A 25,304-nucleotide genomic window follows, 5' to 3' on the forward strand; every position below is an offset into this window, starting at 1 on the left:
GTCAGGCGAAGCGGGCGTCGACGGCGTCGCCGTGCGCGGGGAGCGCCTCGGCGTCGCTCAGCGCGCGGATGTGCGGGGCCACGCGCTGCAGGGCGGCGCGGTCGTAGGAGACGAGCTGCTGCGGGCGGAGGAAGGTGTGCGCGCCGAGACCGGAGGAGAAGCGCGCCTGCCCGAGGGTCGGCAGCACGTGGTTGGAACCGGCCAGGTAGTCGCCGAGGCTCACCGGGGTGGTCGGGCCGAGGAAGACGGCACCGGCGTCGTGGATCCGCTCGGCGGTGGCCTCGGGGTCGACGGTGTGCAGCTCGAGGTGCTCGGGGCCGTAGGCGTCGCTGAACGCGCAGGCGATCTCGAGGTCGTCGACGATCACGAGGGCCGACTGCGGGCCGGAGAGGGCGATGCCGACGCGCTCGGAGTGCTGGGTGCGCGCGGCCTGCTCGACGATCTCGCGGCCGACGGCCTCGGCGAGGGCCGGATCATCGGTGACGAGGAGGGCGGAGGCGGCCTCGTCGTGCTCGGCCTGGCTGACCAGGTCGGCGGCGATCAGGCGCGGGTCGGCGCTGGAGTCGGCGATGACGAGGATCTCGGTGGGTCCGGCCTCGGAGTCGATGCCGACCTGGCCGAGCACCTGGCGCTTGGCGGTGGTGACCCAGACGTTGCCGGGGCCCGTGATGATGCTGACCGGGTCGAGGCCGAGGGAGTCGACGCCGTAGGCGAGGGCGGCGACCGCTCCCGCGCCGCCCATGGCGTAGACCTCGTCGACGCCGAGGAGCCCGGCGGCGGCGAGGATCGTCGGGTGCACGGAGCCGCCGAACGCCTTCTGCGGCGGCGAGGCGAGCGCGACGGAGCCGACGCCGGCGACCTGGGCGGGCACAGCGTTCATGATCACGCTGGAGGGGTAGACGGCCTTGCCGCCGGGGACGTAGAGGCCGGCGCGGCCGACGGGCTGCCAGCGCTGGGTGACGGTGGCGCCGTCGTCGAGCACCGTGGTGCGGGCCGGCGGGATCTGCGCGGCGCTGGCCTTGCGGACGCGGACGATCGCCTCCTCGAGGGCCGCACGGATCGCGGGGTCGAGGTCGCGGACCGCCGCGGCGATCTCCTCGGCGGGCACGCGCAGGTGCGGCGGGCGGACGCCGTCGAGGCGCTCCGCCTGCTCGAGCAGCGCCTCGGCGCCGCGCGCGCGGACGTCGGCGATCAGCTCGGCGACGACGGGCCCGACGGCGGCGGAGGTGCCCGGATTGCGCGGAACGAGGGCGAGGAGCTCGGCGGCGGACGGACGCCGCCCCCGCAGATCGAGAGTCTGAATCATGGCCGCCCCAGCCTACCGGCCGCGCTCGCGCCGCTCCCCCGCGGGCGCCTCCCGCGCCGTCCGAGCGCGATCTCGAGACGCCGCCCGCACGCCGGTCACCGGGTCTCGATACGCCGCTGCGCAGCTGCTCGACCAGCATGTGCAGCGCGCGCCGCGTCGGCGCGGCTCAGTACAGGCAGTTCGGACCCAGCAGGCTCTTCAGCTCGCCGAAGAGGTCCGGGGTGATCCGGACCGGGAACGGGACCTCGAAGACGCGGGCCGTGTCGCCCTTGATCAGCTTCAGGCGGACCTCGGTGCGGCCGGAGTGGCGGATGAGCACGTCGCTGAGCTGCGAGACGGTGTCGGTCGTCGCGCGCGACTCCGGCATCGAGACGGTCAGCGGCCCGGAGTCGCCGTCCTGGCTCATCTCGGGGGCGAAGAGGCTGAACGCGTGCAGGTTCATGCCGTCGTCGCGCATGCTGACGCGGCCGCGGACGACGACGATGGAGTCGTTCGTCAGCGCCGGAGCGAACTCCTGGTACGCCTTGCCCATGAACATGCAGGTGATCTCGCCGCCGAAGTCCTCGACCTGGATCATCCCGTACTGGTTGCCGGAGGCCTTCGCCATCCGGTGCTGCACGCTCGTGACGAGTCCGGCGACGACCACCGTCTCGCCGTCGCCGATCGACTCCGAGACCAGGAGGTCGGCGATCGTCGTGCTGTAGTGCTTGGCCAGCTCCGTCTCGAGCCCGGCGAGCGGGTGGTCGGAGACGTAGAGGCCGAGCATGTCGCGCTCGAAGGCGAGCTTGTCCCGCTTGGCCCACTCCGGCCGGGTCGGCACCTGGATCGCGGCCTGCGGCTCGTCCCAGAGGCTGTCGAAGTCGAACCCGACCTGGCCGTTGGCCTCGTTGCGCTTCTCCCCGACGGCGGCCTCGACCGCGTCCTCGTGCACCTCGACGAGCGCGCGCCGGGTCGAGCCGAGCGAGTCGAACGCGCCCGCCTTGATCAGCGACTCGATGGTGCGCTTGTTCGCGACCGGGAGCGGCACCTTGCGGAGGAAGTCGTGGAACGACTCGAAGCGCCCCTTCTCCTCCCGGGCGACTCGGATGCCCTCGACGACGTTGGTCCCGACGTTGCGAACGGCACCGAGGCCGAAGCGGATGTCGGGCCCCACGGCGGTGAAGAAGCCGATCGACTCGTTGACGTCCGGCGGCAGCACCTTGATGCCCATCCGCCGGCACTCGTTGAGGTAGGCGGCCATCTTGTCCTTGGAGTCGCCGACGCTGGTGAGCAGCGCGGCCATGTACTCCGCGGGGAAGTGCGCCTTGAGGTAGGCGGTCCAGTAGGAGATGACGCCGTACGCGGCCGAGTGCGCCTTGTTGAACGCGTAGTCGGAGAAGGGCAGCAGGATGTCCCAGAGGGTCTTCACCGCGGCCATCGAGTAGCCGTTGTCGGCCATGCCGCCGGAGAAGCCCTCGAACTGCTTGTCCAGCTCGGACTTCTTCTTCTTGCCCATCGCGCGGCGGAGCAGGTCGGCCTGCGCCAGCGTGAAGCCCGCGAGCTTCTGCGCGATCGACATCACCTGCTCCTGGTAGACGATCAGCCCGTAGGTGCCGCCGAGCACCTCGGCGAGCGGCTCCTCGAGCTCCGGGTGGATCGGGGTGATCTCCTGGACGCCGTTCTTCCGCAGCGCGTAGTTGGTGTGCGAGTCGGCACCCATCGGGCCCGGCCGGTAGAGCGCGAGGACCGCGGAGATGTCCTCGAAGTTGTCGGGCTTCATCAGGCGCAGGAGCCCGCGCATCGGCCCGCCGTCGAGCTGGAAGACGCCGAGCGTGTCGCCGCGGGCCAGCAGCTCGTAGGCGGCCGGGTCGTCGAGCGCGAGGTCCTCGAGGACGAGGTCCTGACCGCGGTTGGCGCGGATGTTGTCGAGGGCATCGTCGATGATCGTGAGGTTCCGCAGCCCCAGGAAGTCCATCTTGATCAGGCCGAGCGACTCGCAGGCGGGGTAGTCGAACTGCGTGACGATCTGGCCGTCCTGCTCCCGCTTCATGATCGGGATGATGTCCTTGAGCGGATCGCTCGACATGATCACGCCGGCCGCGTGCACGCCCCACTGGCGCTTGAGGTTCTCCAGGCCCAGGGCCGTCTCGAAGACGAGCTTCGCCTGCGGGTCCTCGGCGATGACGTTCCGGACGTCGAGCGCCTCCTTGTAGCGCGGGTGCTCGGGGTCGTTGATCCCGGTCAGCGGGATGTCCTTGCCCATGATCGCGGGCGGCATCGCCTTGGTGAGCTTCTCGCCCATCCCGAACGGGAAGCCGAGCACGCGCGAGGCGTCCTTGAGCGCCTGCTTCGCCTTGATGGTGCCGTAGGTGACGATCTGCGCGACGCGCTCGTCGCCGTACTTGTCGGTGACGTAGCGGATGACCTCGCCGCGGCGACGGTCGTCGAAGTCGACGTCGAAGTCGGGCATCGAGACGCGGTCGGGGTTGAGGAAGCGCTCGAAGATCAGGCCGTGCTTCAGCGGGTCGAGATCGGTGATCTTCATCGCGTAGGCGGCCATCGAGCCGGCTCCGGAGCCGCGGCCCGGGCCGACGCGGATGCCGTTGCGCTTGGACCAGTTGATGAAGTCGGCGACGACGAGGAAGTAGCCCGGGAAGCCCATCTGCAGGATGACGCGGGACTCGTAGTCCGCGCGGTCGCGCACCTCCTGGGAGATCCCGTCCGGGTACCGCTCGTTCAGCCCGGCCTCGACCTCCTTCACGAACCAGGTGTCCTCGGTCTCCCCCTCGGGGACGGGGAAGCGCGGCATGTAGTTCGCGGAGGTGTCGAACTGCACGTCGCAGCGCTCGGCGATCAGCAGCGTGTTGTCGCAGGCTTCGGGGTGGTCGCGGAAGACCTGGCGCATCTCGCGCGGGGACTTGAGGTAGAACTCGTCCGCGTCGAACTTGAAGCGCTTGGGGTCGTCGAGCGTGGTGCCCGACTGCACGCAGAGCAGCGCCGCGTGCGAGGTGGCGTCGTGCGCGTGGGTGTAGTGCAGGTCGTTCGTCGCCACCAGCGGCAGATCGAGGTCCTTCGCCAGCCGGATCACGTCGCCGATGACGCGGCGCTCGATCTCGAGGCCGTGGTCCATGATCTCGGCGAAGTAGTTCTCCTTGCCGAAGATGTCGCGGTAGTCGGCGGCCGCCTGCCGCGCCTCCTTGTACTGCCCGAGGCGCAGACGCGTCTGCACCTCGCCGCTCGGGCAGCCGGTGGTCGCGATGAGGCCCTCGGAGTGCTCGGCGAGGATCTCGCGGTCCATCCGGGGCTTGAAGTAGTAGCCCTCGATCGAGGCGCGCGAGGAGAGCCGGAAGAGGTTGTGCATGCCGGTCGTCGTCGAGCTCAGCAGCGTCATGTGCGTGTAGGCGCCCGAGCCGGAGACGTCGTCGCCGCCGCCGTCGCCCCAGCGGATCCGGGTCTTGTCCGAGCGGTGCGTCCCGGGGGTGATGTACGCCTCGGTGCCGATGATCGGCTTGATCCCCGCCGCCGTCGCGGTGCGCCAGAAGTCGAAGGCGCCGAACACGTTGCCGTGGTCGGTGACGGCGATCGCCGGCATGCCCTCCTCCACCGCCGCGTCGATCAGCGGCTTGACCCGGGCGGCACCGTCGAGCATCGAGTACTCGCTGTGCACGTGCAGGTGGACGAAGGAATCGTTACTCGGCAAAGGATGCGCCTCCGACGGACTGCGGGCAGGGAGACCGAAAGTCTACCCGCGTCACTCCCCGCGGAGGACGTCCAGCGCGTGCGCGAGGTCGTCCGGGTAGGTCGCCTCGAACTGCACCCACTCCCCCGTGCCCGGGTGGGTGAAGGCCAGCCGCACGGCGTCCAGCCACTGCCGGGTGAGGCCGAGGCGCTTGGAGAGCGTGGGATCGGCCCCGTACATCGCGTCGCCCACGCAGGGGTGGCGCTGGGCCGCCATGTGCACGCGGATCTGGTGCGTCCGGCCGGTCTCGAGCCGGATCTCGAGGAGCGAGGCGAAGGGGAACGCCTCGATCGTCTCGTAGTGCGTGACCGAGGGCTTGCCGTCGGCGCGGATCGCGAACTTCCAGTCCGAGGAGGGGTGACGTCCGAGCGGCGCGTCGATCGTGCCGGTCAGCGGATCGGGGTGCCCCTGCACGACGGCGTGGTAGATCTTCTCGACCAGCCGGTCGTGGAAGGCGCGCTTGAGGTGGGTGTACGCGCGCTCGGACTTCGCGACGACCATCAGGCCGCTCGTGCCGGCGTCGAGGCGGTGCACGATGCCCGCCCGCTCGGCGGCGCCGGAGGTCGAGATCGTGAAGCCGGCCGCGGCGAGGGCGCCGAGCACGGTCGGGCCCTCCCAGCCGACGGCCGGGTGCGCCGCGACCCCGACGGGCTTGTCGATCACCACGATGTCGTCGTCGTCGTGGACGATCCCCAGATCGGGGACCGCGATCGGGACGATGCGCGGCTCCTCGCGGGGACTCCACTCGACGCTGAGCCAGGCGCCCGCGGCGACGCGGTCGCTCTTGTCGAGCACCCGGCCGTCGGCGGTGACGCCGCCGGCGTCGATGACCTCGGCGGCGAAGGTGCGCGAGAAGCCGAGGAGCTTGCCGACGGCCGCGTCGGCGCGGAGGCCGGCGAGTCCGTCGGGGACGGGCAGCGAGCGGGACTGCACCATCAGGCGCCGCCGCGCGGCTCGGAGTCGATCGCCGCGGTGCTGTCGGTGTCCGCACCGTCCTCCGCGGCGGCCTGCTCGGCCTTCCGCGAGGAGCGCGTGCCGTCGAGGTTCACGCCGCGCAGGCTGAGGATCACGAAGAGCCCCATCGCCGTGCAGATCGCGATGTCGGCGACGTTGTAGATCGCCGGCAGCAGCCACGGCGTGTAGAGGAAGTCGACCACGTGGCCGAGACCGAACGACGGCTCGCGGAAGAGCCGGTCGAACAGGTTGCCGAGCGTGCCGCCGAGCAGCAGGCCGAAGAACAGCGCCCACGCCGTCGAGCGGATGCGCCGGGAGAACCAGATCACGGCGACGACCACGCACGCGGCGATGATCGAGAAGATCCAGGTGGAGCCGCTCGCGAGCGAGAACGCGGCTCCGGGGTTCTTCACGTAGTGCAGGATCAGCACGTCGCCGAGGACGTGCACGTCCTCACCGAGCGTGAGCCCGGTGCTGACGAGGTGCTTCGCGGTCTGGTCGATCGCGAACACCGCGAGCGCAACGAGGCCGAGGGTGACGAGCACCCTCGGCCTGACGTTCGCTGCGGTGGTGCTACGCCCCAAAGCCGGGGAACGAGGACGACTCGGCCGACACCGGCTGGGTGTCGAGGTCGCGGAGCTGGCCCTCGATGTAGCTCTTCAGCTTCTGGCGGTACTCGCGCTCGAAGGTGCGGAGCTCGTCGATGCGGTGCTCGACCGTCGCGCGCTCCTCCTCGAGCTTCGCGACCTGGGCACGCTGCTTGGCCTCGGCCTCGGCGACGATGCGCGCGGCGGTGGCACGGCCCTCGGCGACGAGAGCGTCGCGCTTGTCGGCACCCTCGCGGACGTGCTCCTCGTGGAGACGGCGCGCGAGCTGCAGGAGTCCGCTGGAGCTCTCGGCCTCGTCGACCGGAGCCGACTGCGAGGCGGCGGGAGCGGCCTGGGCGGGGGCCGGGGTGGGCTCCGGCTCGGGCTCGGGCTCCGGCTCGGGAGCCGGGGTCTCGTCGACCACGGGAGCGGGGGCCGGCGTGGACGCGACGGGGGCGTCCATCGGCCGCGAGTCACCGGAGGAGAGGCGCTGGCGCAGCTCCTCGTTCTCCTGGTTCAGGCGGCGGAGCTCCACGACGACCTCGTCGAGGAAGTCGTCGACCTCGTCCTGGTCGTATCCCTCGCGGAACTTCGTCGGCTGGAACCGCTTGTTGACAACATCTTCGGGAGTGAGCGCCATGGCTTTCCACCTTCGATTTCAAGTAGGTACACGTTCAAGAACGTTCGGCTGGAGCTAGCAACGACTAAAGCTAGCAACTGGGAGCGCGCGGCGCAGTGCGGGCACAGCGGAGCACGTCCGATCGACGCCAACGATACAGGGGACGCGGGCGACCCGTGCACCGCCGGGCATCAGACGCGCTGGAGCCAGGTGGCGATGTACATGCCCACGATGACGCAGAGCATGGTGAGGCTCCAGCCGAAGTCGAGGGCGATCGGGCCGATCGAGACCGGCTTGATCACGCGGCGGAAGAAGGAGATCGGCGGATCCGTGACCGTGTAGACGGTCTCGGCCGCCACGAGTCCCACACCGCGAGGGCGCCATTCGCGGCGGATCACCCGGACGAGATCCAGGACGAACCGCGCCCACATGGCGAAGAAGTACAGCAGGAGCGCGAAGTAGAGGACGCTCGCGAAGAGCGAGATGACGGAGCTCACCGAACGACAGGGCTCCCGGGATCAGGACTTCGCGAAGAACGACGCGTCGGCGTCGCTCTCGGCGGAGGCCGAATCGCCCGCGACCGTGATGTGCGACGGGGAGAGGAGGAACACCTTGCTCGTGACGCGCTCGATGCGGCCGTAGAGGCCCTGCGAGAGGCCGCTGGCGAAGTCGATCAGGCGGCGCGCGTCGGCGTCGCTCATCTGCGAGAGGTTGATGATGACGGGGATGCCGTCGCGGAAGTTCTCCGCGATCACCTGAGCGTCGCGGTACTGCTTGGGGTGGACGGTGAGGATCTCGTTCATCTCAGCGTGTGCCGTCGCCTTCGGGGTCTGGGGGGTGGGCTTGCGGAGCGGGGTGACCGTCGCGCGGGGCTGCTGCGGGGTCGGCTCGACCGGCGGGACCGGCTGGACCGGGGAGACCGGGGCGCGGTGCGCTGTCGCGGGGGCCGCCTCGACGGTCTCGGCACGCTCGTACTCGACCTCTTCGTCGGCGAGTCCGAGGTACACCATCGTCTTCTTCAGCGGGTTGGCCATCAGTGTCCTCCGTGTTGTCGTCGCACCCACAGCTGGGTCACGACGAGGCTACGGGCGGGCGGGCCGATTGCCGGTGATTGCCGACCCGATTCGCAGGTGTGTCGCACCCTCGGCGATCGCGTCGGCGAAGTCGTGCGACATGCCGGCGGAGATGCCGGTCGCACCGGGGTCGATCGAGCGCACCCGCTCCGAGATCGCGCGCAGCCGCGCGAAGGCCGGGCGGGGCTCCTCGCCGAGCGGAGCGACGGCCATCACGCCGCGCAGGGCGAGCCCTGGGGCGGCCGCGAGGGCCTCCGCGAGCGGCTCGACCTCGCCGAGGGCCGCTCCCCCGCGGTCGGGGTCGTCGGTCAGATTGACCTGCAGGAACACGTCGAGCGGCACCTGCCCGGGCTCCGGCGGGCCGGCGTCGAGCAGCGGCACGAGGGCGAGCCGGTCGACGGAGTGGATCGAGCTCGCGTAGCGCTCGACCTGGCGCGCCTTCTTGCTCTGCAGCTGGCCGATGTAGTGCCAGCGCGCGGGCGTGCCGACGAGCTCGGACGCCTTCTCCTGCGCCTCCTGGTGGCGGTTCTCGCCGAAGTCGGCGACGCCGAGCTCGAGCAGGTCGCGCAGGAGCGAGACGGGGTGGTACTTGGTGACCACGATCGTGGTCAGCTCCGACGGGTCGCGACCGGCCGAGCGGGCGGCGGCGGTGACCTGCTCGGTCACCGAGGCCCAGCGCTCGGCCAGCTCGCGATCCACCACGGCGGCGACTACTTGAGGAAGTCGGGGATGTCGAGGTCGCTCTCGTCGTCGTCGAACGACGGGTCGGCGACGGGAGCCGGCGCGGCGACGGGGGTGCTCGACCAGATCGACCCGGCCGACGGCGCGGCGACCGGGGCCGGGGCGGGCTCGGACGACGCCTCCGCGGGCAGGCTCTGCTGCGGGCGCGGCGCGGCGACGGCCGCGGGACCGGTCGCGCCGGGCTCACCGCCGTCGAAGCCCGCCGCGATCACGGTGACGCGCACCTCGTCGCCGAGGGTGTCGTCGATCACGGCACCGAAGATGATGTTCGCCTCGGGGTGCACGGCCTCCTGTACCAGGCGCGCCGCGTCGTTGATCTCGAAGATGCCGAGGTTCGATCCGCCCTGGATGGAGAGCAGCACGCCGTGCGCGCCATCGATGCTCGCCTCGAGCAGCGGGGACGCGACGGCCAGCTCGGCCGCCTTGATCGCCCTGTCCGCCCCGCGCGACGAGCCGATGCCCATCAGCGCGGAGCCGGCGCCCTGCATGACCGACTTGACGTCGGCGAAGTCGAGGTTGATCAGGCCCGGGGTGGTGATCAGGTCGGTGATGCCCTGGACACCGGCGAGGAGGACCTGGTCGGCCGTGGCGAACGCCTCGAGCATCGAGATGCCGCGGTCGCTGATCTCGAGCAGACGGTCGTTCGGGACGACGATGAGGGTGTCGACCTCGTTCTTCAGGGTCGCGACACCCGCCTCGGCCTGGGTCTGGCGGCGGCGGCCCTCGAAGCCGAAGGGCTTCGTGACGACACCGATGGTGAGCGCGCCGATCGACTTCGCGATGCGGGCCACGACGGGCGCGCCGCCGGTGCCGGTGCCGCCGCCCTCGCCCGCGGTGACGAAGACCATGTCGGCGCCCGCGAGCACCTCCTCGATCTCCTCCGCGTGGTCCTCGGCGGCGCGGCGGCCGACCTCGGGGTCGGCGCCGGCGCCGAGTCCACGGGTCAGCTCGCGGCCGACGTCGAGCTTGACGTCCGCGTCGCTGAGCAGCAGCGCCTGCGCGTCGGTGTTGATCGCGATGAACTCGACGCCGCGGAGGCCGAGCTCGATCATGCGGTTGACGGCGTTGACGCCGCCACCGCCGATGCCGACGACCTTGATCACGGCGAGGTAGTTCTGGTTTGAAGTCACGTGTCCGGCCTCCGGGCTGAACCTTAAACCTATAGTTGAGGCTTAAAGTTATGCTGAGTATGCATTTGGGGTGTGGGCTCGACGGTAGGCGGAGTGCGCGCCGCGCTGCGACAGACACGCCCGCAATCGGAAAAGAGCCGCGCGGATCCGTCCGGCGCGCCGCTCATCGCCGGGCGACGACGGCGGCCTCGGGCGAGGAGACGTCGTAGGAGGCGACGGCCGCGGGGTCCGTCGCCGCCATCAGCTTCTCCAGGACGACGGCCTTGAGCGCGGAGTCGTCCGACCCACCCCAGAAGACGACCGCGCCGTCCGCGAGGGTCAGGGAGACGTCGTCCCCCGTGGTCGCGGCCGCCGAGGCGACCTGGCTCTCGAGCGACTCCGGCAGGGTGAGCAGCACGCGTGCGGTCGCGCGGAACGCCGCTCCCGAGGCGGAGCCGGTCGGCGTGCTGAGCAGCGGGTAGCCCTCCTGCGCGGCCGGCGCCGTCTCGATCACCACGCCCGCCGGGTCGACGAGGTCGAACGCGGCGCCGTCGGCGATCACGCCGACCGGGGTCCGCTCGACGACGCTGACGATGAGCGTGCTCGGCGGTCGCGTCTGCACGGAGTAGCTGCGCACCAGGGGGTAGCTGCCGAGCACCCGTCCGACGGCGGCGCGGTCCACCAGCGTGAGCGGCACCCCGACCTGGTCGGCGAGCGAGCTCTGGATGTCCTCGGCGCTGACGCGCTGGGTCCCGGTGATCTCGATCGTCTTGACCGCCATCAGCGGCGAGTAGGCCGCGACCGCGACCACCAGGGCGAGGAGGACGAGCGAGCCGGCCGTGACCAGGGCGATGGTGCGGCGGCGGCGTGCGCGCCTGGTGAAGCGGCGGACCTCGCCGCGCTCGAAGCGGCGGCGCTCCCGGGCCGCCTTCGCGAGCGCGCGACCCTCCGACCCGGGCAGTGGGAGACCCCGGAGCCGGGACAGCGGCGTCCTCCGCGGCTCGGCCGCCGTCCCGGGCGGAGTCCTCTCCGACTCGGCCGTGGCGGGCTCGGCACGCGCGGGTACCGCCTTCTCGGACGTCGCCTTCGCGGGTGCGACCTTCTCAGGTGCGAGCTTCGCGGGTGCGAGCTTCGCGGGTGCGACCTTCGCCGGTGCGGCCTTCGCCGGTCTCCCGGCCTCCGCCGCCTTCTCCGCCTTCATCCGCTCGGCCTGCAGCTTCCCCGCCGCGCTCCGGGGAGCGGACGGCAGCCGCAGTGACGCCGGCGTCGTCAGCCGGATCGGCTCGGTGGGGTGCTCGTCGTCGCCGGACGGACGCGACTGCGCCGGCGGAGGGCTCGCCGGACGATCGGGCGCGGAACGCACTCCGCTCGGCGGCCGCACGCCGTCCGGCCGCTTCATCGCGCGACCGGCGCGACCTCGCTCGCGCCGAGCGACTCGAGCAGCTGCGGGATGATCCGGTAGACGTCGCCGCAGCCGAGGGTGATCACGAAGTCGCCCTCGCGCGCGATCTCCGCGGTGCGGCGGGACGCCTCCTGCCAGTCGGCGAGGAACGAGACGTGCGAGGGGTCGGCGAACTTCTCGCTCACCAGCGCGCCGGTGACGCCGGGCTCGGGGTCCTCGCGCGCGCCGTAGACGTCGAGCACGATCGTCTCGTCCGCGTAGGTCTCCAGCGCCTCGGCGAACTCGCGGGCGAAGAGCCGGGTGCGGCTGTAGAGGTGCGGCTGGTGCACGGCGATGATCCGGCCGGTGCCGACGACGGTCCTCGCGGCCGACAGGGCGGCGGCGACCTCGGTGGGGTGGTGCGCGTAGTCGTCGTAGACGCTCACGCCGCGCACGGCGCCGTGCAGCTCGAAGCGGCGCTCGGTGCCGCCGAACTCGGAGATCGCGGCGAGGGCCGGAGCCGGTTCGAAGCCGAGGCCGACGAGCACGGCGAAGGCGCCCGCCGCGTTGATCGCGTTGTGGCGGCCCGGGATGCGCAGGCGCGTCGTGTAGCGGCGGCCCTCGTACTCGACGGTGAAGCCGACCGGGCCGACCAGCTCGAGATCGACCACGCGGACGTCCGAGCCCTCCGCCTCGCCGAAGGTCAGGACCTTCGGTCCGTCGATGCGGCGGGTGACGCTGACGGCGCCGGGGTCGTCGGAGGAGATGACGACCAGCTCGCGCGCGCTCGAGGTGAAGGTGACGAACGCCTCCTCGAACGCCTCGAGCGAGCCGTAGTGGTCGAGGTGGTCCGGGTCGACGTTGGTGACGAGCGACACCGCGGTGTCGTAGAGCAGGAAGCTGCCGTCGGACTCGTCCGCCTCGACGACGAAGACCTCGCCGGAGCCGGCCGCGGAGGAGGTGCCGAGGCCCTCGATGATCCCGCCGTTGACGAAGCTGGGGTCGGCGTCGAGGCCGAGCAGACCGGTGACGATCATGCCGGTCGAGGTGGTCTTGCCGTGTGCGCCGGCGACGGCGACGAGGCGCTTGCCGCGGACGAGCCAGGCGAGCGCCTGCGAGCGGTGCAGGACGGGCAGGCCGCGCTCCTTCGCCAGCAGGTACTCGGGGTTGTCCGGCCAGAGCGCCGACGTGACGACGACGGCCTCGGCGTCGCCGAGGTGCGCCGCGTCGTGCCCGATGGCGACCGGGATGCCGAGCTCGCGGAGCTGCTCGATCGGGTGCGACTCGCGCACGTCGGAGCCGGTGACGCGGTGACCGGCGCGGTGGAACAGCCGCGCGATCCCGCTCATCCCCGAGCCGCCGATGCCGATGAAGTGGACCGAGCCGAGCTCGTCGGGGACGGTGATGCCGAGGTCGGGCTTGATCACGGGGCTCTCGCTTTCGGGTGGACGGCTCGGCGTGCGGGGTGCCGCAGGCCGGACGAAGGGATCAGTTTAACCGCGGAGGGATCAGTGCGGACGGAGACCGGACCCGATGAGGTCGACCAGCCGGCCGGAGCCGTCGCGCACGCCGACGGACGCGGCACGGCGGCCCATCTCGGCGAGGCGCGGAGCGTCGTGCAGGAGCGGCACCAGGTCGCTCGCGACCCACGCCGGGGTGAACGCCGCGTCCTCGACGAGGAGCGCTCCGCCCGCATCGACGACACCGCGCGCGTTGAAGCGCTGCTCGCCGTTGCCGACCGGGTAGGGCACGTACACCGCAGGGAGGCCGAGCGCGCTGAGCTCGCTCACGGTGGCCGCTCCGGCGCGGGAGACCGCGACGTCCGCGGCGGCGAGAGCGAGGTCCATCCGGTCGCAGTAGGCGAGGAGGTGGTAGCCGGGGACGGCGGGGTCGGCGATCTCGGCACGGTCGCCGGTGATGTGCAGCACCTGGAAGCCGGTCGCGACGAGCGCATCGGCACTCGCGTGCACGGTCGCGTTGATCCGCCGGGCACCGAGCGAGCCACCGGTGACGAGCAGGGTGCGGCGTGCGGGATCGAGACCGAAGGCGGCCATCGCCTCGTCGCGGACGGCCGCGCGGTCCAGCTGCGCGATCTCCCGGCGCAGCGGCATGCCGACCACCTGCGCGTTCCGCAGCGGCGTGCCCTCGAAGGCGACGCCGACGTACGGCGTGAAGCGGGCACCGAGCCGGTTGGCGAGCCCCGGCCGGGCGTTGGCCTCGTGCACCACGAACGGGATCCCGGCGCGCCGGGCGGCGAGGTAGGCGGGCGCGGCCGCGTAGCCGCCGAAGCCGACGACCGCGTCGATCCGGCGCTCGCGGAGGGTGCGGACGATGCCGTCGATCGTCGCGCGGAAGGCCGATGGGAAGCGCAGGGCGGCGCCGTTCGGACGGCGCGGGAACGGCAGGCGCGGGATCACCGACAGCTCGTAGCCGCGCAGAGGCACCAGTCGGGCCTCGAGTCCCTCGGCCGTGCCGAGGACGAGGACCTCGTCCTCCGGGTGGCGCGCCCGGATCTCGTCGGCCGTGGCGAGCAGCGGATTGACGTGGCCGGCGGTCCCGCCGCCGGCGAGCAGGAAGCGGGTCATCGGGCGGCGGCCTTCTTGGCGGCGCGCGCGGCGGCGCCGTCGCTCGGCGAGGTCTGGTGGCGCGCGAAGGAGAGCACGACGCCGATGGCGAGGAGCGAGCTGAGCAGGGCGGTGCCTCCGGAGGAGATCAGCGGCAGCGGCACTCCGAGCACCGGGAGCACCCCGAGCACCACCCCGATGTTGACGAACGCCTGGCCGATCAGCCAGACCATGACGGCGCCGGTCGTGATGCGGACGAACGGGTCGGTGGACGCGTGGATGATGCGGAAGAACGCGATCGCCAGGACGACGAAGAGCGCGAGGACCACGATCGCCCCGATCAGGCCGAGCTCCTCGCCGATGATCGCGAAGATGTAGTCGTTGTCGGCCGCGGGCAGCCAGGACCACTTGGCCTTGGAGTTGCCGAGGCCGACGCCGAAGATGCCGCCGGAGGCCATCGCCCAGGTGCCGTGCACGGGCTGCCAGCAGGAGGTCTCGTACTGCTCGGAGCCCGAGCAGTCGCCGAGGAAGGACATGATCCGGGTCAGCCGGTTCTCGCTCGAGACGGCGAAGAGCACGGCGCCGACCGCGCCGACGAGCACGATCGGGATCAGCACCTTCATCTGCACGTTCGCGTAGAAGAGCGCAGCCAGGACGATGCCGGCGAGGATCAGGACGGTGCCGAGGTCGCCGCCGCCGAGGACGAGGCCGATCGAGCCGCCCGCGACGATCAGGACGGGCATCAGCGCGTCCTTCCAGTCCTTCGGGCCGCGGTACCGGCGGGCGAGCAGCAGGCCGAGCCAGAGCGCGAGCGCGAGCTTGATGATCTCGGACGGCTGCATCGTGAAGCCGCCGATCCGCAGCCAGTTGCGGTTGCCGCCGACCTCCCAGCCGAGCGGGGAGAAGAGCACGAGCAGCTGCAGGAAGCAGCCGGCCCCGAGCAGGAGGGGTGTCGCCTTCTTCCAGAAGCGGATCGGCACGCGCGACACCACGAGCATCAGCGGCACGCCGAGCAGGGCGAAGCCGCCCTGGCGGAAGAAGCCGCCGAAGGAGTCGTCGCTCCGGACGTAGGACGTGACCGACGAGGAGGAGAGCACCATCGTCAGCCCGAAGAGCACGAGGAAGAGCGTCGTGCCGAAGAGCAGGAAGAAGTTCGGCGATCCCGAGGCGAGGACGCGGGCGAGCACGATCCGCGCGGTGCGCAGTCCGCCGCGCTCCTTGTGCTGCTCGCCCTCGGTCGCCTCGGCGCGCGAGCGGTCAGTGCGCGAGCGGCCCGGGCTGCGGTTCGTCGTCGGAGCGGTCATCGGCTCCCCCTCCCAGATACGTCGCCACGGCGGCCGCGAAGAAGCGGCCCCGCTCCGCGTAGTCGCGGAACTGGTCCATCGACGCCGCGGCAGGTGCGAGCAGGACGACGTCACCCGTGCGGGCGATCACCGCGGCGGCCTCGACGGCCGCCTGCATCACCGCCCCAGTGTCATCCGGGACCACCTCGGTCACGGGGAGGGCGGGCGCGTGTCGCCGGAATGCCTCGAGGACCTCCGCGCGGTCCGCGCCGATGACCACGGCGCCGCGCAGGCGGCCGACGTGGGCGCCCACGAGAGCGTCGATGTCGACACCCTTCAGCAGCCCGCCGACGAGCCAGACGACGGACGGGTAGGCCCGGAGCGAGGCGTCGGCGGCGTGCGGATTGGTGGCCTTGGAGTCGTTCACCCAGACCACGCCGGAGCTCTCCGCGACCACCTGGATGCGGTGCGCGTCGAGCTCGAAGCTCGCGAGAGCGCGGCGGACGGCGGCGGGCTCGATGCCGCAGGCCCGCGAGAGCGCGGCGGCCGCCAGCACGTTCTGCACGATGTGCGGGGCGGCGAGTCCGCGGGCGGCGAGCTCGTCGACGGTCGCGATCTCGATCGCGCTCGTGGCGCGGTCCTCGAGGAAGGCGCGGTCGCAGAGGATGCCGTCGACGACGCCGAAGTCGCTCGGCCCGGGGACCCCCAGGCCGAAGCCGATCGCGCGCGCGCCCTCGATCACCTCGGCGTCGACCACCATCTGCTCGGTGGCGGCGTCGGCGCGGTTGTAGACGCAGGCGACCCGGGTGTTCGCGTAGACCTTCGCCTTCGCGGCGCGATAGGCCTCGAAGGTGCCGTGCCAGTCGAGGTGGTCGTCGGCGATGTTCAGGCAGGTGCTCGCGAGCGGCTCGATCCGGCCGAGGTAGTGCAGCTGGTAACTCGAGAGCTCGACCACCAGGACGTCGAAGCCCTGCGGGTCGCGGACCGCGTCGAGTACCGGGATCCCGATGTTGCCGCAGGGGGCGGCCCGCAGCCCGCCGGCGATCAGCATCGTCGCGGTGAGCTGCACGGTCGTGGTCTTGCCGTTCGTGCCGGTCACCAGCACCCAGTCGGCCGGGGTGCCGTCGGCGCGGACGACCTTGTCGCGCACGCGCCAGGCGAGCTCGACGTCGCCCCAGAGCGCGATGCCCGACTCCCCCGCCCACGCGACGATCGGATGCGTCGGCGCGAAGCCGGGCGAGACGACGACGAGCTCGGGGTCGAACGACGCCAGCTCCTCCGGGACGCGGTCGAGCCGCTCGGCCCGGTGCAGGCGCGCCCCGATCACCTCGAGCAGGCGCTCGCGCTCCTCGTCGGCGCGGTCGGCCAGGACGAGCACCTCGGCGCCCAGCTCGGTCAGCGTGTCGGCGACGGAGAAGCCCGTGACGCCGAGCCCCAGCACGGCGACGCGGAGACCGCGCCAGTCGGAGTGCCAGCTGGTCAGCGAGTCGGGGCGGGCGGACGAGGCGGGAGCGGTCATGCCAGGGAGAGCCATTCGAGGTAGAAGAGCCCGACGCCGGCCGCGACGAAGATGCCGGCGATGATCCAGAAGCGGACCACCACCGTGATCTCGGCCCAGCCCTTGAGCTCGAAGTGGTGGTGGAGCGGGCTCATCAGGAAGATGCGCTTGCCCCGGGTGAGCTTGAAGTAGATCCGCTGCACGATCACCGAGCCGGTGACGATGACGAACAGGCCGCCGATCAGGATGACGAGCAGCTCGGTGCGGGTGAGGATCGCGAGGGCGGCGAGCGCGCCGCCGAGGCCCAGCGAGCCGGTGTCGCCCATGAAGATCTGCGCGGGCGAGGTGTTCCACCAGAGGAAGCCAACGAGCGCGCCGGAGATCGCCGCGGCGATGATCGCGAGGTCGAACGGATCGCTCACCTGGTAGCACTTGTCGGCCACCTCCGGGTTGAGCTGCGCGTCGAAGCACCACTGGTTGGACTGCCAGAAGCCGATGATGACGTAGGAGCCGATCGCGAGGATCGAGGAGCCGGTCGCGAGGCCGTCGAGGCCGTCCGCGACGTTGACGCCGTTGGACGTGCTGGTCACGATCACGCAGATCCAGAGCACGAACAGCCCGATGCCGATCCAGCCGAGCGTCGCGAAGTCGAACGGCAGGTCGCGGATGAACGAGATCGACGTCGAGGCCGGCGTCAGTCCGTTGGAGTCGCGCACCATGATCGCGATGACCGCGAAGGCCGCGGCGACGATGATCTGCCCGGCGATCTTGGCCCAGCCGCCGAGCCCGAGGCTGCGCTGGTTGCGGGTCTTCAGGAAGTCGTCGATGAAGCCGACGAAGCCGAGCCCGACCATCATGAACAGCACCAGCAGCGCCGACGGCGCGAGCGCCCGGTTGCCGAAGAGCGAGCCGAGGAAGTAGCCCGCCACGGTGGCGATGATGATGACGATGCCGCCCATCGTCGCCGTGCCGTGCTTGACGTGGTGCGACTTCGGTCCGTCCTCGCGGATGAACTGGCCCCACTGCAGGCGGTGGAACAGCCGGATGAACAGGGGCGTCAGCAGCAGCGTGAAGGCGCCGGAGAAGGCTCCGGCCAGAAGGAGTGCTCTCATCGGTGGCGCTCTCCCAGTCGGTCGCCCAGGAATCGCAGCCCGGCGGAGTTGGACGACTTCACCAGGACGGTGTCGCCGCTCCGAAGATAGCCGTCGAGCAGGTCGTAGGCCTCGTCGGCGGTTTCGACGAAGACGGACTCGCCGCTCCAGGAGCCCTCGCGCTCGGCGGCGACGTGGATCCGTCGCGCCTTCGCGCCGACCACCACGATCTGCGCGATGTTGAGCCGGACGGCGAGCAGGCCCACGCGGTCGTGCTCCTCGTCGGCCCACTCCCCCAGCTCGCTCATCTCGCCGAGGACCGCGACGGTGCGCCCCTCCGGCTTCGCGATCTGAGCGAGGGTCCGCAGGGCGGCGGCGGTGGAGTCGGGGCTGGCGTTGTACGCGTCGTTGACGACCGTGACGTCGGCGCCGCCGAGCACCTGCATGCGCCAGCGCTCGGCGAGCGTGACGGTCCCGAGCGCGGCGACGATCGCGTCGAGCGGGACGCCGACGGAGAGCGCGGCCGCGGTGGCCGCCAGCGCGTTCATCACGTGGTGCTCGCCGAGGACGCGGAGGAAGAGCTCGGCGCGGGCGGCCTCGCGGCCCTCCCCAGCGCTGATCTCGACGGTGAAGCGGGTGCCCTCGGCCGTCGGCTCGATGTCGACGGCGCGGACGTCGGCCTGCTCGCCGTGGCCGAACCACAGCACCCGGGCGGCGGTCCTCGCCTGCATCGAGGCGACGCGGCCGTCGTCGGCGTTCAGCACCGCGACGTCGTCGGCCGTCAGGTCGGCGACCATCTCGGTCTTCGCCTCGAGCGTGCGCTCGATGCCGCCGAACTCGCCGGCGTGAGCGAGGCCCACCGCGAGGACGATCCCGACGTCGGGCTTCGCCATCCGGACGAGGCGGCGGATCTCGCCGACCGCGCTCGCGCCCATCTCGGCCACGAGGAAGCGCGTCGAGGGCGACACCTTCAGCATCGTGATCGGCGCACCGACCTCGTTGTTGAACGAGCCCTGCGGGGCGACGGTCTCGCCCTCGCGCTCGAGGATCGTGCGGAGCAGGTTCTTGGTGGTCGTCTTGCCGTTGGAGCCGGTGACCGCGAGGACGGTGAGGTTCCCGAGCGCGCGCACGCGGCGGACGACCTCGGTCGCCAGGGCGCCGAGCGCCTCGACGGAGTCGTCGACGAGCACCTGCGGCACGTCGAGGTCGAGCGGCCGCTCGACGATCAGCAGGGCGGCGCCGCGCTCGACGGCGACCGGAGCGAAGAGGTGGCCGTCGGTGTGCTCGCCGCGCTTGGCGACGAAGATCCCGCCGGGCGCGATCTCGCGCGAATCGGTCTCGGTCGCGCCGTCGACGACGGTGCTCGCGTTCGCGGAGGAGCCGGCGAGGTGCAGCCGGCCGGAGACGGCCGCGGCGATCTCGGTGAGGGTCAGGGCGATCATCTAGAGCCAGCCCGCCTCGCGCAGGGCCTGCCGGACGTCGTCTCTGGCCGAATACGGCATGTGCACTCCTGCAATCTCCTGATAGTCCTCGTGGCCGGGTCCGGCGTAGAGGATCGCATCGCCCTCGTCCGCGAGGGCGACGGCCGCCCGCACGGCGGCGCGCGGGTCGGGGATCTCGTGGATCTCCCGGCCGGGCACGGCCTCGGTCGCCGCGCCGACGAGGACGGCGCGGATCGCCGCCGGGTCCTCCCAGCGCGGATGGAAGTCGGTCACGATCACGACGTCGGACAGCTCCGAGGCGATGCGCCCCATGTCGGCCCGCTTCGTGGTGTCCCGGTCGCCGTCGGCGCCGAAGACCATGATCAGCCGGCCGGGCGTCAGCGCCCGCAGCGCCTCGAGTGCGTTCGAGAACGCGTCCGGGGTGTGGCCGTAGTCGACGTAGACGCGCGGACCGCGGTCCCCGGAGACGCGCTCGGCGCGACCGGGGATGTAGACGTCCAGCGCGCCCTCGCCCAGAGCGTGCGCGATGGCCTCGAGGTCGAAGCCCGACTCGACGAGCATGACGATCGCGAGCGCCGCGTTGGCCGCCATGTACCAGCCGATCAGCGGGATGCTCACGACGACCGAGCGGTTCTCGGGCCCCTCGAGGCGGAAGGTCGTGCCGTCGGCGGTGCTCTCGACGACGGTCATCGACCAGTCGGCCGGCGTGCTCGGAGCGACTCCGACGACGGGCGAGCTGGCGAGTGTCGTCACGGGGATGCGGCTGCGCTCGACGAGCTCGCGGCCCCAGCTGCTGTCGACGGTCACCACACCGCGGCGCGCGCGGTCCGGACCGAACAGGTCGGCCTTCGCCTCGAAGTAGTGCGCCATGTCGGTGTAGTCGTCGAGGTGGTCGTGCGTCAGGTTGGTGAAGCCGACCACGTCGAAGACGAGGCCGTCGATCCGGTGGCGGGTGAGCGCCTGCGCGGAGACCTCGATGGACACCGCGCGCACCGCGGACTCGCGCATCCGGGCGAGCAGGGCGTGCAGCTCGCTCGCCTCCGGAGTGGTCAGCGAGCTGACGACCGCCACGTCGCCGATGCGGCGCTCGGCGGTCGAGCTGAGACCGGAGACGACGCCGAGGCGGCGCAGCAGCGCGTCGAGCAGGTAGACCACGCTCGTCTTGCCGTTGGTCCCGGTCACGCCGAACAGCGTCGGCGCGTCCTCGCGGGTGCGGTGGATCCAGGCCGCGACGTCGCCGAGAGCGGCGCGGGGGTCGGGCGTGACCAGCACGGGGAGGCCGCTGCCGGCGGCCAGCTCGGCGCCCTCGGGATCGGTCAGCACCGCGACCGCACCGGCGGCGGCGGCACCGGCGGCGAAGGCGGCGCCGTGCGCGGCCCGGCCGGCGACGCCGACGTAGAGGTCGCCCGGCTCGACGCAGCGCGAGTCGAGGGTGACCCCGCTGACCTCGACGCCCTCGACCCCGCGGACGGGCCCGAGCGAGAACTCGGCGACGAGCTGCGCGAGCGCGCGGGGCGCCGGGTGCTCGGGCCGGAGGGAGGACTGCGGGCGAGTGTCGTGCAATGCCCGCTCTTTCTCTCGTGCTGGTGCTCGTGCTGGTTCTGGTCTGCTGGGTCGTGTCCTGGAGAGGGCGGTCACCACGTGGTGGGGTACTCCACCGGCGGGACCGTGGACGGCTCCACCCGGTTGGTCTTGAGCACCTGCGTCATGACCTGCTGGAACACGGGGGCCGTCGCCTGGGACGTGTTCATCTTAACCGGATCGGCGATGGTGACCGTCACGACGTACTCCGGGTCCTCCGCGGGCGCGAGGCCGGCCAGCGAGACGGTGTAGCTCTTCGAGTAGCCGCCGTTGCCGTCCGGCTGCTGCGCCGTGCCGGTCTTGGTGGCGATGTTGTAGCCGTCGACGTGGATGTCGTTCGCCAGCCAGCCCTCGTTGTAGTGGGTCTGCAGCATGTCCACGACGTCCTTCGCGGCACCGGCGGAGACCACCGGGGTCCCGGTGGTGTCGGGCACGTCGATCACCGAGCCGTCGGGCATGGTGCAGCCCTCGACCAGCTGCGCGGGCAGGCGCACCCCGCCGTTGCCGAGGGTCTGGTAGATGCTCGCGACCTGGACCGCGGTCGCCGAGACGCCCTGCCCGAACATCGTCGTGTAGTTGGTCTGGTTGTCCCAGTCCTTCGCGTCGGCCAGGAGGCCGCCGGTCTCGCCGGGGAAGTCGACGGCCGTCGAAGTGCCGAGGCCGAACTTCTTCAGGTAGTCGTAGCGCTGCGAGGCGGAGAGCTTGGAGCCCATCATCGCGATGCCGACGTTCGAGGAGTCCTTGAGGATCCCGGTCAGCGTGTAGTTCGTGGGCGTGTGCGCGAAGTCGTCGCTGAACGAGGCGCCGTCCTTCTCGAAGGTGTCGGGGACGACGACCTGGCTCGTCGGGCTCGCGAGGCCCTGGTCGATCAGCATCGCCGCCGTCATCGGCTTGAAGGTCGAGCCGGGCTCGAACGGGCTCTGGAAGGCGCGCGAGCCGCGGTCGGCCGGAGCGCTCGCCGAGACGTTGTTCGGGTCGACGGTCGGGGTCTCGGCGACGGTCAGGAGCTTGCCGGTCTTGACCTCCTGCACCACGACGATGCCGTAGCTGCCGCCGACCTCGGCGACCCGCTGCGCGAGCACCTGCTGCGAGTAGTACTGCAGGTCGGCGTCGATGGTCAGCTCGAGCGTCCCGCCGTCGACCGCGGGGGTCTCCGCCACGGTGCTGCCGGGGATGCGGACGTAGTCGGCGCTGCGCTCGTAGCTCTCGGAGCCGTTGGCCCCGGCGAGGCACGCGTTCTCGGCGTACTCCATGCCCTCCTGGGCGGCGCCGTCGCCGCCCACGTAGCCGACCAGGTTGCCGGCGACCGCGCCGTTCGGGTAGGTCCGGCCCTGCTGCGTCTCGAAGTAGGTCCACGGGATGTCGAGGGCGACGAGCTTCTGGTACGCCTCGAGGTCGAGGCCCTCGGAGAGGATCAGGTAGTTCGCCTTCGGGTCCTTCGCGACCGCGTCGCTCACGGCCGTGACGATCTGCGGGACCGTCTGCCCGGTGATGGCGCCGATCTCGGAGGCGGCCTGCTCGACGCTGACCATCACCTCCTGGCCGTCGGGCATCTCGCGCAGGAACTCCGCGACGTTCTTCGGCGAGGTCGTCAGCCGGTACCGGGTCGTGGCGTCGGCGAGCACCGTGCCGGAGCGGTCGACGATCGAGCCGCGGGTGCCGTAGGTGATGACGCTGTTCGACTGGTTCTGCGCCGCCTCGTCGGTCAGCTCGTTGGCGCGGACGACCTGGATGTCGACCAGCTTGCCGATGAACAGTCCGACGACGGCGGCGATGACGAGGAAGGTGACGGCGGTGCGTCGCCTGCTCGAACGGTGGTGTCTCACGGCGCTAGGGGCCCTTCGGTGCGTGGTCGGAGCGGCTCAGTGCGTGCTCGGGCGGAGTCAGTGCGTGATCGGGGCGGGCAGCTCGCCCTGCAGCGGTGCGACCGCGGTGGTGGAGCCGGGTGCGGCCGCGGCGGCCGGCGGTGCGATCAGCGCGTTCGGCACGGCGGAGGCGGTCGCGGCGGTGCCGACCTCGCTCGCGGCGGCGGTGGCGGGATCGCCCAGCACGGCACCGTCGGAGAGGCGGAGGTAGACGGGCGCGGTGTTCGCGACCATGCCCAGGCCCTGCGCGGCGGTCGCGAGGTTCTGCGGCGAGCTGAGGGTGTCGACCGCGTCCTGCTTCTCCGCGTTGCCGCGGGTGAGCGTCTTCTGCTCGCCCTGCAGCGTCGCGATCTGGTAGGCGCCCTCGGAGAGGCCGACGCTGACCAGGAGCTGGATCACGATGATCGCGAACAGCCCCGCGACGGCGACGATCCCGTAGACGAGCTTCGGCCGGGCCTGGCGCGCCGGAGCGGGGACCGCCTCGATGCGGGGTCGCTGGGCCGGCTCGGCGGGCTGCGCCGGTCGTGCGGTGCTGCGGTCGATGACGGGGTCGATGACGGCGGTCGCGCTCATGCGGTGCTCCTGATCCTCTCGGCCGCGCGCAGTCGCACGGGTGTTGCTCGGGGGTTGGCGGCTTTCTCGTCGTCCGAGGCGAGCTCTGCGCCGCGGATGACGAGCCGGAACTCGGGTCGGTGCTCGGGCAGCTCCATCGGCAGGCCGACCGGCGCCGTGGAGGAGGAGGCGGCCTGCAGGGCGCGCTTGACGATGCGGTCCTCGAGCGACTGGTACGCCTCGACGACGAGGCGCCCGCCGACGGCGATGCGGCCGAGTGCGGCGGGGATCGCCCGCTCGAGCACGGAGAGCTCCTGGTTGACCTCGATGCGCAGCGCCTGGAAGACGCGCTTGGCCGGGTGCCCGTTGCGCTGGATCGCGACCGGGGTCGCCGCCTGGATGATCTCGACGAGCCGGCCGGAGCGCACGATCGGCGCCGACGCGCGGGCCTCGACGATCTTCTTGGCGTAGCGCGCCGCGAGCCGCTCCTCGCCGTACTCGTGGAAGATCCGCCGGAGCGCGATCTCGTCGTAGTCCGCGAGGATGCTCGCCGCGGTGAGCGGCGCCGACGCGTCCATCCGCATGTCCAGAGGAGCGTCCTTGGAGTAGGAGAAGCCGCGCTCGGTCTCGTCGAGCTGCAGCGAGGAGACGCCGAGGTCGAACAGTGCGCCGTCGACCGTGTCGATGCCGAGCTCGTCGAGGACGTCGGGCAGCTCGTCGTAGACGGCGTGCACGAGGTCGATCCGCGCGGAGTGCGCGGCGAGCCGGGCGCCCGCCAGCTCGAGGGCCTCCCGGTCGCGGTCGAGGCCGACCAGGTGGAGGCGCGGGAAGCGCTCCAGCAGCGCGAGCGAGTGGCCGCCCATGCCGAGCGTCGCGTCGACGAGCACGGCGCCGTCGCGCTCGAGCGCCGGAGCGAGCAGCTCGACGCAGCGCTCGAGGAGCACGGGCAGGTGCCGCTCCTCGGTCGGGCGCACGCCCGCGCGGGGTGCGTCGGCGCTGGTCGCGTCGTCCGCGCTCACGTCGGCGCGGTGCGCAGGGGTGCTCTCGGTGCTCTCTGTCATGGCGGTCCCGCCGTCCTGTTCCTGCCGTCCGATCCCCATCCAGCTCACGACCGGACACCGGGGAAGGTGCGTCCGGGCGCCGAGTGGCTGGGAGTCGCGCGGCAGGAGCTAGAACAGTCCGGGGATCACCTCCTCCTCGGTGTCGGAGAACACGGACTCCTGCTCGGTGAGGTAGCTGTCCCAGGCGTCCTGGGCCCAGATCTCGGCGCGATTGCCCGCACCGATGACGGTGAGGTCGCGGTCGAGACCGGCGTAGGCGCGCAGCGGCGCCGGGAGGGTGATGCGGTTCTGCTTGTCCGGCGTCTCGGCGCTGGCGCCGGAGAGGAACACGCGGAGGAAGTCGCGGGCCTGCTTGCTGGTGACCGGCGCCTGGCGGATCTTCTCGTGCATCGCCTCGAACTCGCGCTGGCTGAAGACGTAGAGGCACCGCTCCTGGCCGCGCGTGACGACGACTCCGGAGGAGAGCTCGTCGCGGAACTTGGCGGGAAGGATGACGCGGCCCTTCTCGTCGAGCTTGGGGGAATGAGTGCCGAGGAACAACGGACTGCCCCCACTTCTCTCCGGCCAAGGTTGGTGTGGGCCCCACAGTACTCCACTTCCCCCCACCCACAACCCTCCGAACCGTCGCGGCGCGCCGCGGCGCCCCCGTCGATCCGCGTCGTTCTGCGGACCCAGCTCGGTGGAGCACAGTGGAGGGGAATCGCACTCCCGGGGAGCGTCCGAGCACGAAAAAAGGGCCGATCCGTGAGGATCGACCCTGTGGGTGGTGCGGGGTGGAGGACCCGCGCCGTGGAGCGCTAGGTGTAGTTCCCCGTGAGGTTGTGGACGCGTTCTGCGGGGGTTGATCCGCCGATTCCGGTGTGGGGTCGGTGGTGATTG

At 71.6% G+C, this 25,304-nt stretch carries 22 protein-coding genes and 1 pseudogene; 2 read left to right on the forward strand and 21 right to left on the reverse strand.

Annotated features, from left to right (window positions below):
• Position 1: 1 nt before the first annotated feature.
• The 10 genes from hisD to MT351_RS20425 form a co-directional block, all read right to left on the reverse strand.
• Complete coding sequence (gene hisD, locus MT351_RS14730; RefSeq protein ID WP_243582540.1) at positions 2–1,306, reverse strand: histidinol dehydrogenase; 1,305 nt, start codon at positions 1,304–1,306, stop codon at positions 2–4.
• 166 nt (positions 1,307–1,472) lie between these two features.
• Positions 1,473–4,934, reverse strand: coding sequence for a DNA polymerase III subunit alpha (gene dnaE, locus MT351_RS14735; protein WP_243582555.1), 3,462 nt, complete (start codon positions 4,932–4,934; stop codon positions 1,473–1,475).
• Between the two features lie 102 nt (positions 4,935–5,036).
• The gene (locus MT351_RS14740) at positions 5,037–5,957 is read right to left on the reverse strand and encodes an RluA family pseudouridine synthase (protein WP_123736007.1); all 921 of its coding nucleotides are present in this window, start codon (positions 5,955–5,957) and stop codon (positions 5,037–5,039) included.
• Between the two features lie 2 nt (positions 5,958–5,959).
• A complete protein-coding gene (gene lspA, locus MT351_RS14745) occupies positions 5,960–6,523 on the reverse strand; it encodes a signal peptidase II (RefSeq protein ID WP_123735886.1) in 564 nt (187 codons plus the stop codon).
• Between the two features lie 28 nt (positions 6,524–6,551).
• On the reverse strand, positions 6,552–7,205 hold the full coding sequence (locus MT351_RS14750) for a DivIVA domain-containing protein (RefSeq protein WP_123446143.1): 654 nt from the start codon (positions 7,203–7,205) through the stop codon (positions 6,552–6,554).
• A gap of 170 nt (positions 7,206–7,375) precedes the next feature.
• Positions 7,376–7,681, reverse strand: coding sequence for a YggT family protein (locus MT351_RS14755; RefSeq protein WP_260300677.1), 306 nt, complete (start codon positions 7,679–7,681; stop codon positions 7,376–7,378).
• Between the two features lie 21 nt (positions 7,682–7,702).
• Positions 7,703–8,218: a cell division protein SepF gene (locus tag MT351_RS14760; RefSeq protein WP_123446142.1), complete on the reverse strand. Its 516-nt coding sequence runs from the start codon at positions 8,216–8,218 to the stop codon at positions 7,703–7,705.
• 48 nt (positions 8,219–8,266) lie between these two features.
• Positions 8,267–8,959 carry a YggS family pyridoxal phosphate-dependent enzyme gene (locus tag MT351_RS14765; RefSeq protein WP_132436346.1) on the reverse strand — a complete coding sequence of 231 codons (693 nt, stop codon included), beginning with the start codon at positions 8,957–8,959 and terminating at the stop codon, positions 8,267–8,269.
• A gap of 8 nt (positions 8,960–8,967) precedes the next feature.
• Positions 8,968–10,128: a cell division protein FtsZ gene (gene ftsZ, locus MT351_RS14770; RefSeq protein WP_123704523.1), complete on the reverse strand. Its 1,161-nt coding sequence runs from the start codon at positions 10,126–10,128 to the stop codon at positions 8,968–8,970.
• 163 nt (positions 10,129–10,291) lie between these two features.
• Positions 10,292–10,888, reverse strand: coding sequence for an FtsQ-type POTRA domain-containing protein (locus MT351_RS20425; protein WP_374204779.1), 597 nt, complete (start codon positions 10,886–10,888; stop codon positions 10,292–10,294).
• Here MT351_RS20425 and MT351_RS20430 point away from each other — a divergent pair.
• Positions 10,853–11,230, forward strand: a pseudogene (locus MT351_RS20430) (hypothetical protein); the annotation flags it as partial. The gene MT351_RS20425 and the pseudogene MT351_RS20430 sit on opposite strands and share 36 nt — an antisense overlap.
• The gene (locus tag MT351_RS20435) at positions 11,148–11,561 is read left to right on the forward strand and encodes a pentapeptide repeat-containing protein (protein WP_374204780.1); all 414 of its coding nucleotides are present in this window, start codon (positions 11,148–11,150) and stop codon (positions 11,559–11,561) included. The pseudogene MT351_RS20430 and the gene MT351_RS20435, both read left to right, overlap by 83 nt.
• Here the strand turns inward: MT351_RS20435 and murC are convergent.
• The 11 genes from murC to mraZ form a co-directional block, all read right to left on the reverse strand.
• Complete coding sequence (gene murC, locus MT351_RS14780) at positions 11,503–12,915, reverse strand: UDP-N-acetylmuramate--L-alanine ligase (protein ID WP_132436350.1); 1,413 nt, start codon at positions 12,913–12,915, stop codon at positions 11,503–11,505. The two genes, MT351_RS20435 and murC, sit on opposite strands and share 59 nt — an antisense overlap.
• 81 nt (positions 12,916–12,996) lie before the next feature.
• Positions 12,997–14,073, reverse strand: coding sequence for an undecaprenyldiphospho-muramoylpentapeptide beta-N-acetylglucosaminyltransferase (murG, locus tag MT351_RS14785; protein ID WP_132436352.1), 1,077 nt, complete (start codon positions 14,071–14,073; stop codon positions 12,997–12,999).
• Complete coding sequence (ftsW, locus tag MT351_RS14790) at positions 14,070–15,356, reverse strand: putative lipid II flippase FtsW (RefSeq protein WP_132436354.1); 1,287 nt, start codon at positions 15,354–15,356, stop codon at positions 14,070–14,072. Before ftsW ends, murG begins: the two co-directional genes overlap by 4 nt.
• Positions 15,310–16,854: a UDP-N-acetylmuramoyl-L-alanine--D-glutamate ligase gene (murD, locus tag MT351_RS14795; RefSeq protein ID WP_132436356.1), complete on the reverse strand. Its 1,545-nt coding sequence runs from the start codon at positions 16,852–16,854 to the stop codon at positions 15,310–15,312. Before murD ends, ftsW begins: the two co-directional genes overlap by 47 nt.
• On the reverse strand, positions 16,851–17,945 hold the full coding sequence (mraY, locus tag MT351_RS14800; protein WP_123732994.1) for a phospho-N-acetylmuramoyl-pentapeptide-transferase: 1,095 nt from the start codon (positions 17,943–17,945) through the stop codon (positions 16,851–16,853). Before mraY ends, murD begins: the two co-directional genes overlap by 4 nt.
• Positions 17,942–19,366 (reverse strand): UDP-N-acetylmuramoyl-tripeptide--D-alanyl-D-alanine ligase, encoded by a 1,425-nt coding sequence (gene murF, locus MT351_RS14805; protein WP_123735892.1) that lies wholly within the window; start codon positions 19,364–19,366, stop codon positions 17,942–17,944. Before murF ends, mraY begins: the two co-directional genes overlap by 4 nt.
• Entirely contained in the window at positions 19,367–20,929 is a 1,563-nt protein-coding gene (locus tag MT351_RS14810; protein WP_132436358.1) for a Mur ligase family protein, read from the reverse strand.
• A 71-nt stretch (positions 20,930–21,000) separates the two neighbouring features.
• Positions 21,001–22,773, reverse strand: a complete 1,773-nt coding sequence (locus MT351_RS14815; protein WP_243582542.1) for a penicillin-binding protein 2 — start codon at positions 22,771–22,773, stop codon at positions 21,001–21,003.
• 57 nt (positions 22,774–22,830) lie between these two features.
• A complete protein-coding gene (locus MT351_RS14820; protein ID WP_123735894.1) occupies positions 22,831–23,385 on the reverse strand; it encodes a hypothetical protein in 555 nt (184 codons plus the stop codon).
• Positions 23,382–24,425, reverse strand: a complete 1,044-nt coding sequence (gene rsmH / locus MT351_RS14825) for a 16S rRNA (cytosine(1402)-N(4))-methyltransferase RsmH (protein ID WP_243582543.1) — start codon at positions 24,423–24,425, stop codon at positions 23,382–23,384. The genes MT351_RS14820 and rsmH overlap by 4 nt, the downstream gene beginning before the upstream one ends.
• Before the next feature lie 108 nt (positions 24,426–24,533).
• Positions 24,534–24,965, reverse strand: coding sequence for a division/cell wall cluster transcriptional repressor MraZ (gene mraZ, locus MT351_RS14830; protein ID WP_123446130.1), 432 nt, complete (start codon positions 24,963–24,965; stop codon positions 24,534–24,536).
• Positions 24,966–25,304 lie beyond the last annotated feature (339 nt).

The sequence above is a fragment of the Rathayibacter sp. VKM Ac-2926 genome, from assembly GCF_022815565.1.
In the GTDB taxonomy this organism is placed as follows: Bacteria; Actinomycetota; Actinomycetes; order Actinomycetales; family Microbacteriaceae; genus Rathayibacter; species Rathayibacter festucae.

What these genes read in the sequence shown, in the direction of transcription:
- hisD (WP_243582540.1), bottom strand. Translation starts at nt 1,306, where the DNA reads ATGATTCAGACTCTCGATCTGCGGGGGCGGCGTCCGTCCGCCGCCGAG.
- dnaE (WP_243582555.1), bottom strand. Translation starts at nt 4,934, where the DNA reads ATGCTCGACGGTGCCGCCCGGGTCAAGCCGCTGATCGACGCGGCGGTG.
- MT351_RS14750 (WP_123446143.1), bottom strand. Translation starts at nt 7,205, where the DNA reads ATGGCGCTCACTCCCGAAGATGTTGTCAACAAGCGGTTCCAGCCGACG.
- MT351_RS14760 (WP_123446142.1), bottom strand. Translation starts at nt 8,218, where the DNA reads ATGGCCAACCCGCTGAAGAAGACGATGGTGTACCTCGGACTCGCCGAC.
- MT351_RS20425 (WP_374204779.1), bottom strand. Translation starts at nt 10,888, where the DNA reads ATGGCGGTCAAGACGATCGAGATCACCGGGACCCAGCGCGTCAGCGCC.
- murG (WP_132436352.1), bottom strand. Translation starts at nt 14,073, where the DNA reads ATGACCCGCTTCCTGCTCGCCGGCGGCGGGACCGCCGGCCACGTCAAT.
- ftsW (WP_132436354.1), bottom strand. Translation starts at nt 15,356, where the DNA reads ATGACCGCTCCGACGACGAACCGCAGCCCGGGCCGCTCGCGCACTGAC.
- murD (WP_132436356.1), bottom strand. Translation starts at nt 16,854, where the DNA reads ATGACCGCTCCCGCCTCGTCCGCCCGCCCCGACTCGCTGACCAGCTGG.
- mraY (WP_123732994.1), bottom strand. Translation starts at nt 17,945, where the DNA reads ATGAGAGCACTCCTTCTGGCCGGAGCCTTCTCCGGCGCCTTCACGCTG.
- murF (WP_123735892.1), bottom strand. Translation starts at nt 19,366, where the DNA reads ATGATCGCCCTGACCCTCACCGAGATCGCCGCGGCCGTCTCCGGCCGG.
- MT351_RS14820 (WP_123735894.1), bottom strand. Translation starts at nt 23,385, where the DNA reads ATGAGCGCGACCGCCGTCATCGACCCCGTCATCGACCGCAGCACCGCA.
- rsmH (WP_243582543.1), bottom strand. Translation starts at nt 24,425, where the DNA reads ATGACAGAGAGCACCGAGAGCACCCCTGCGCACCGCGCCGACGTGAGC.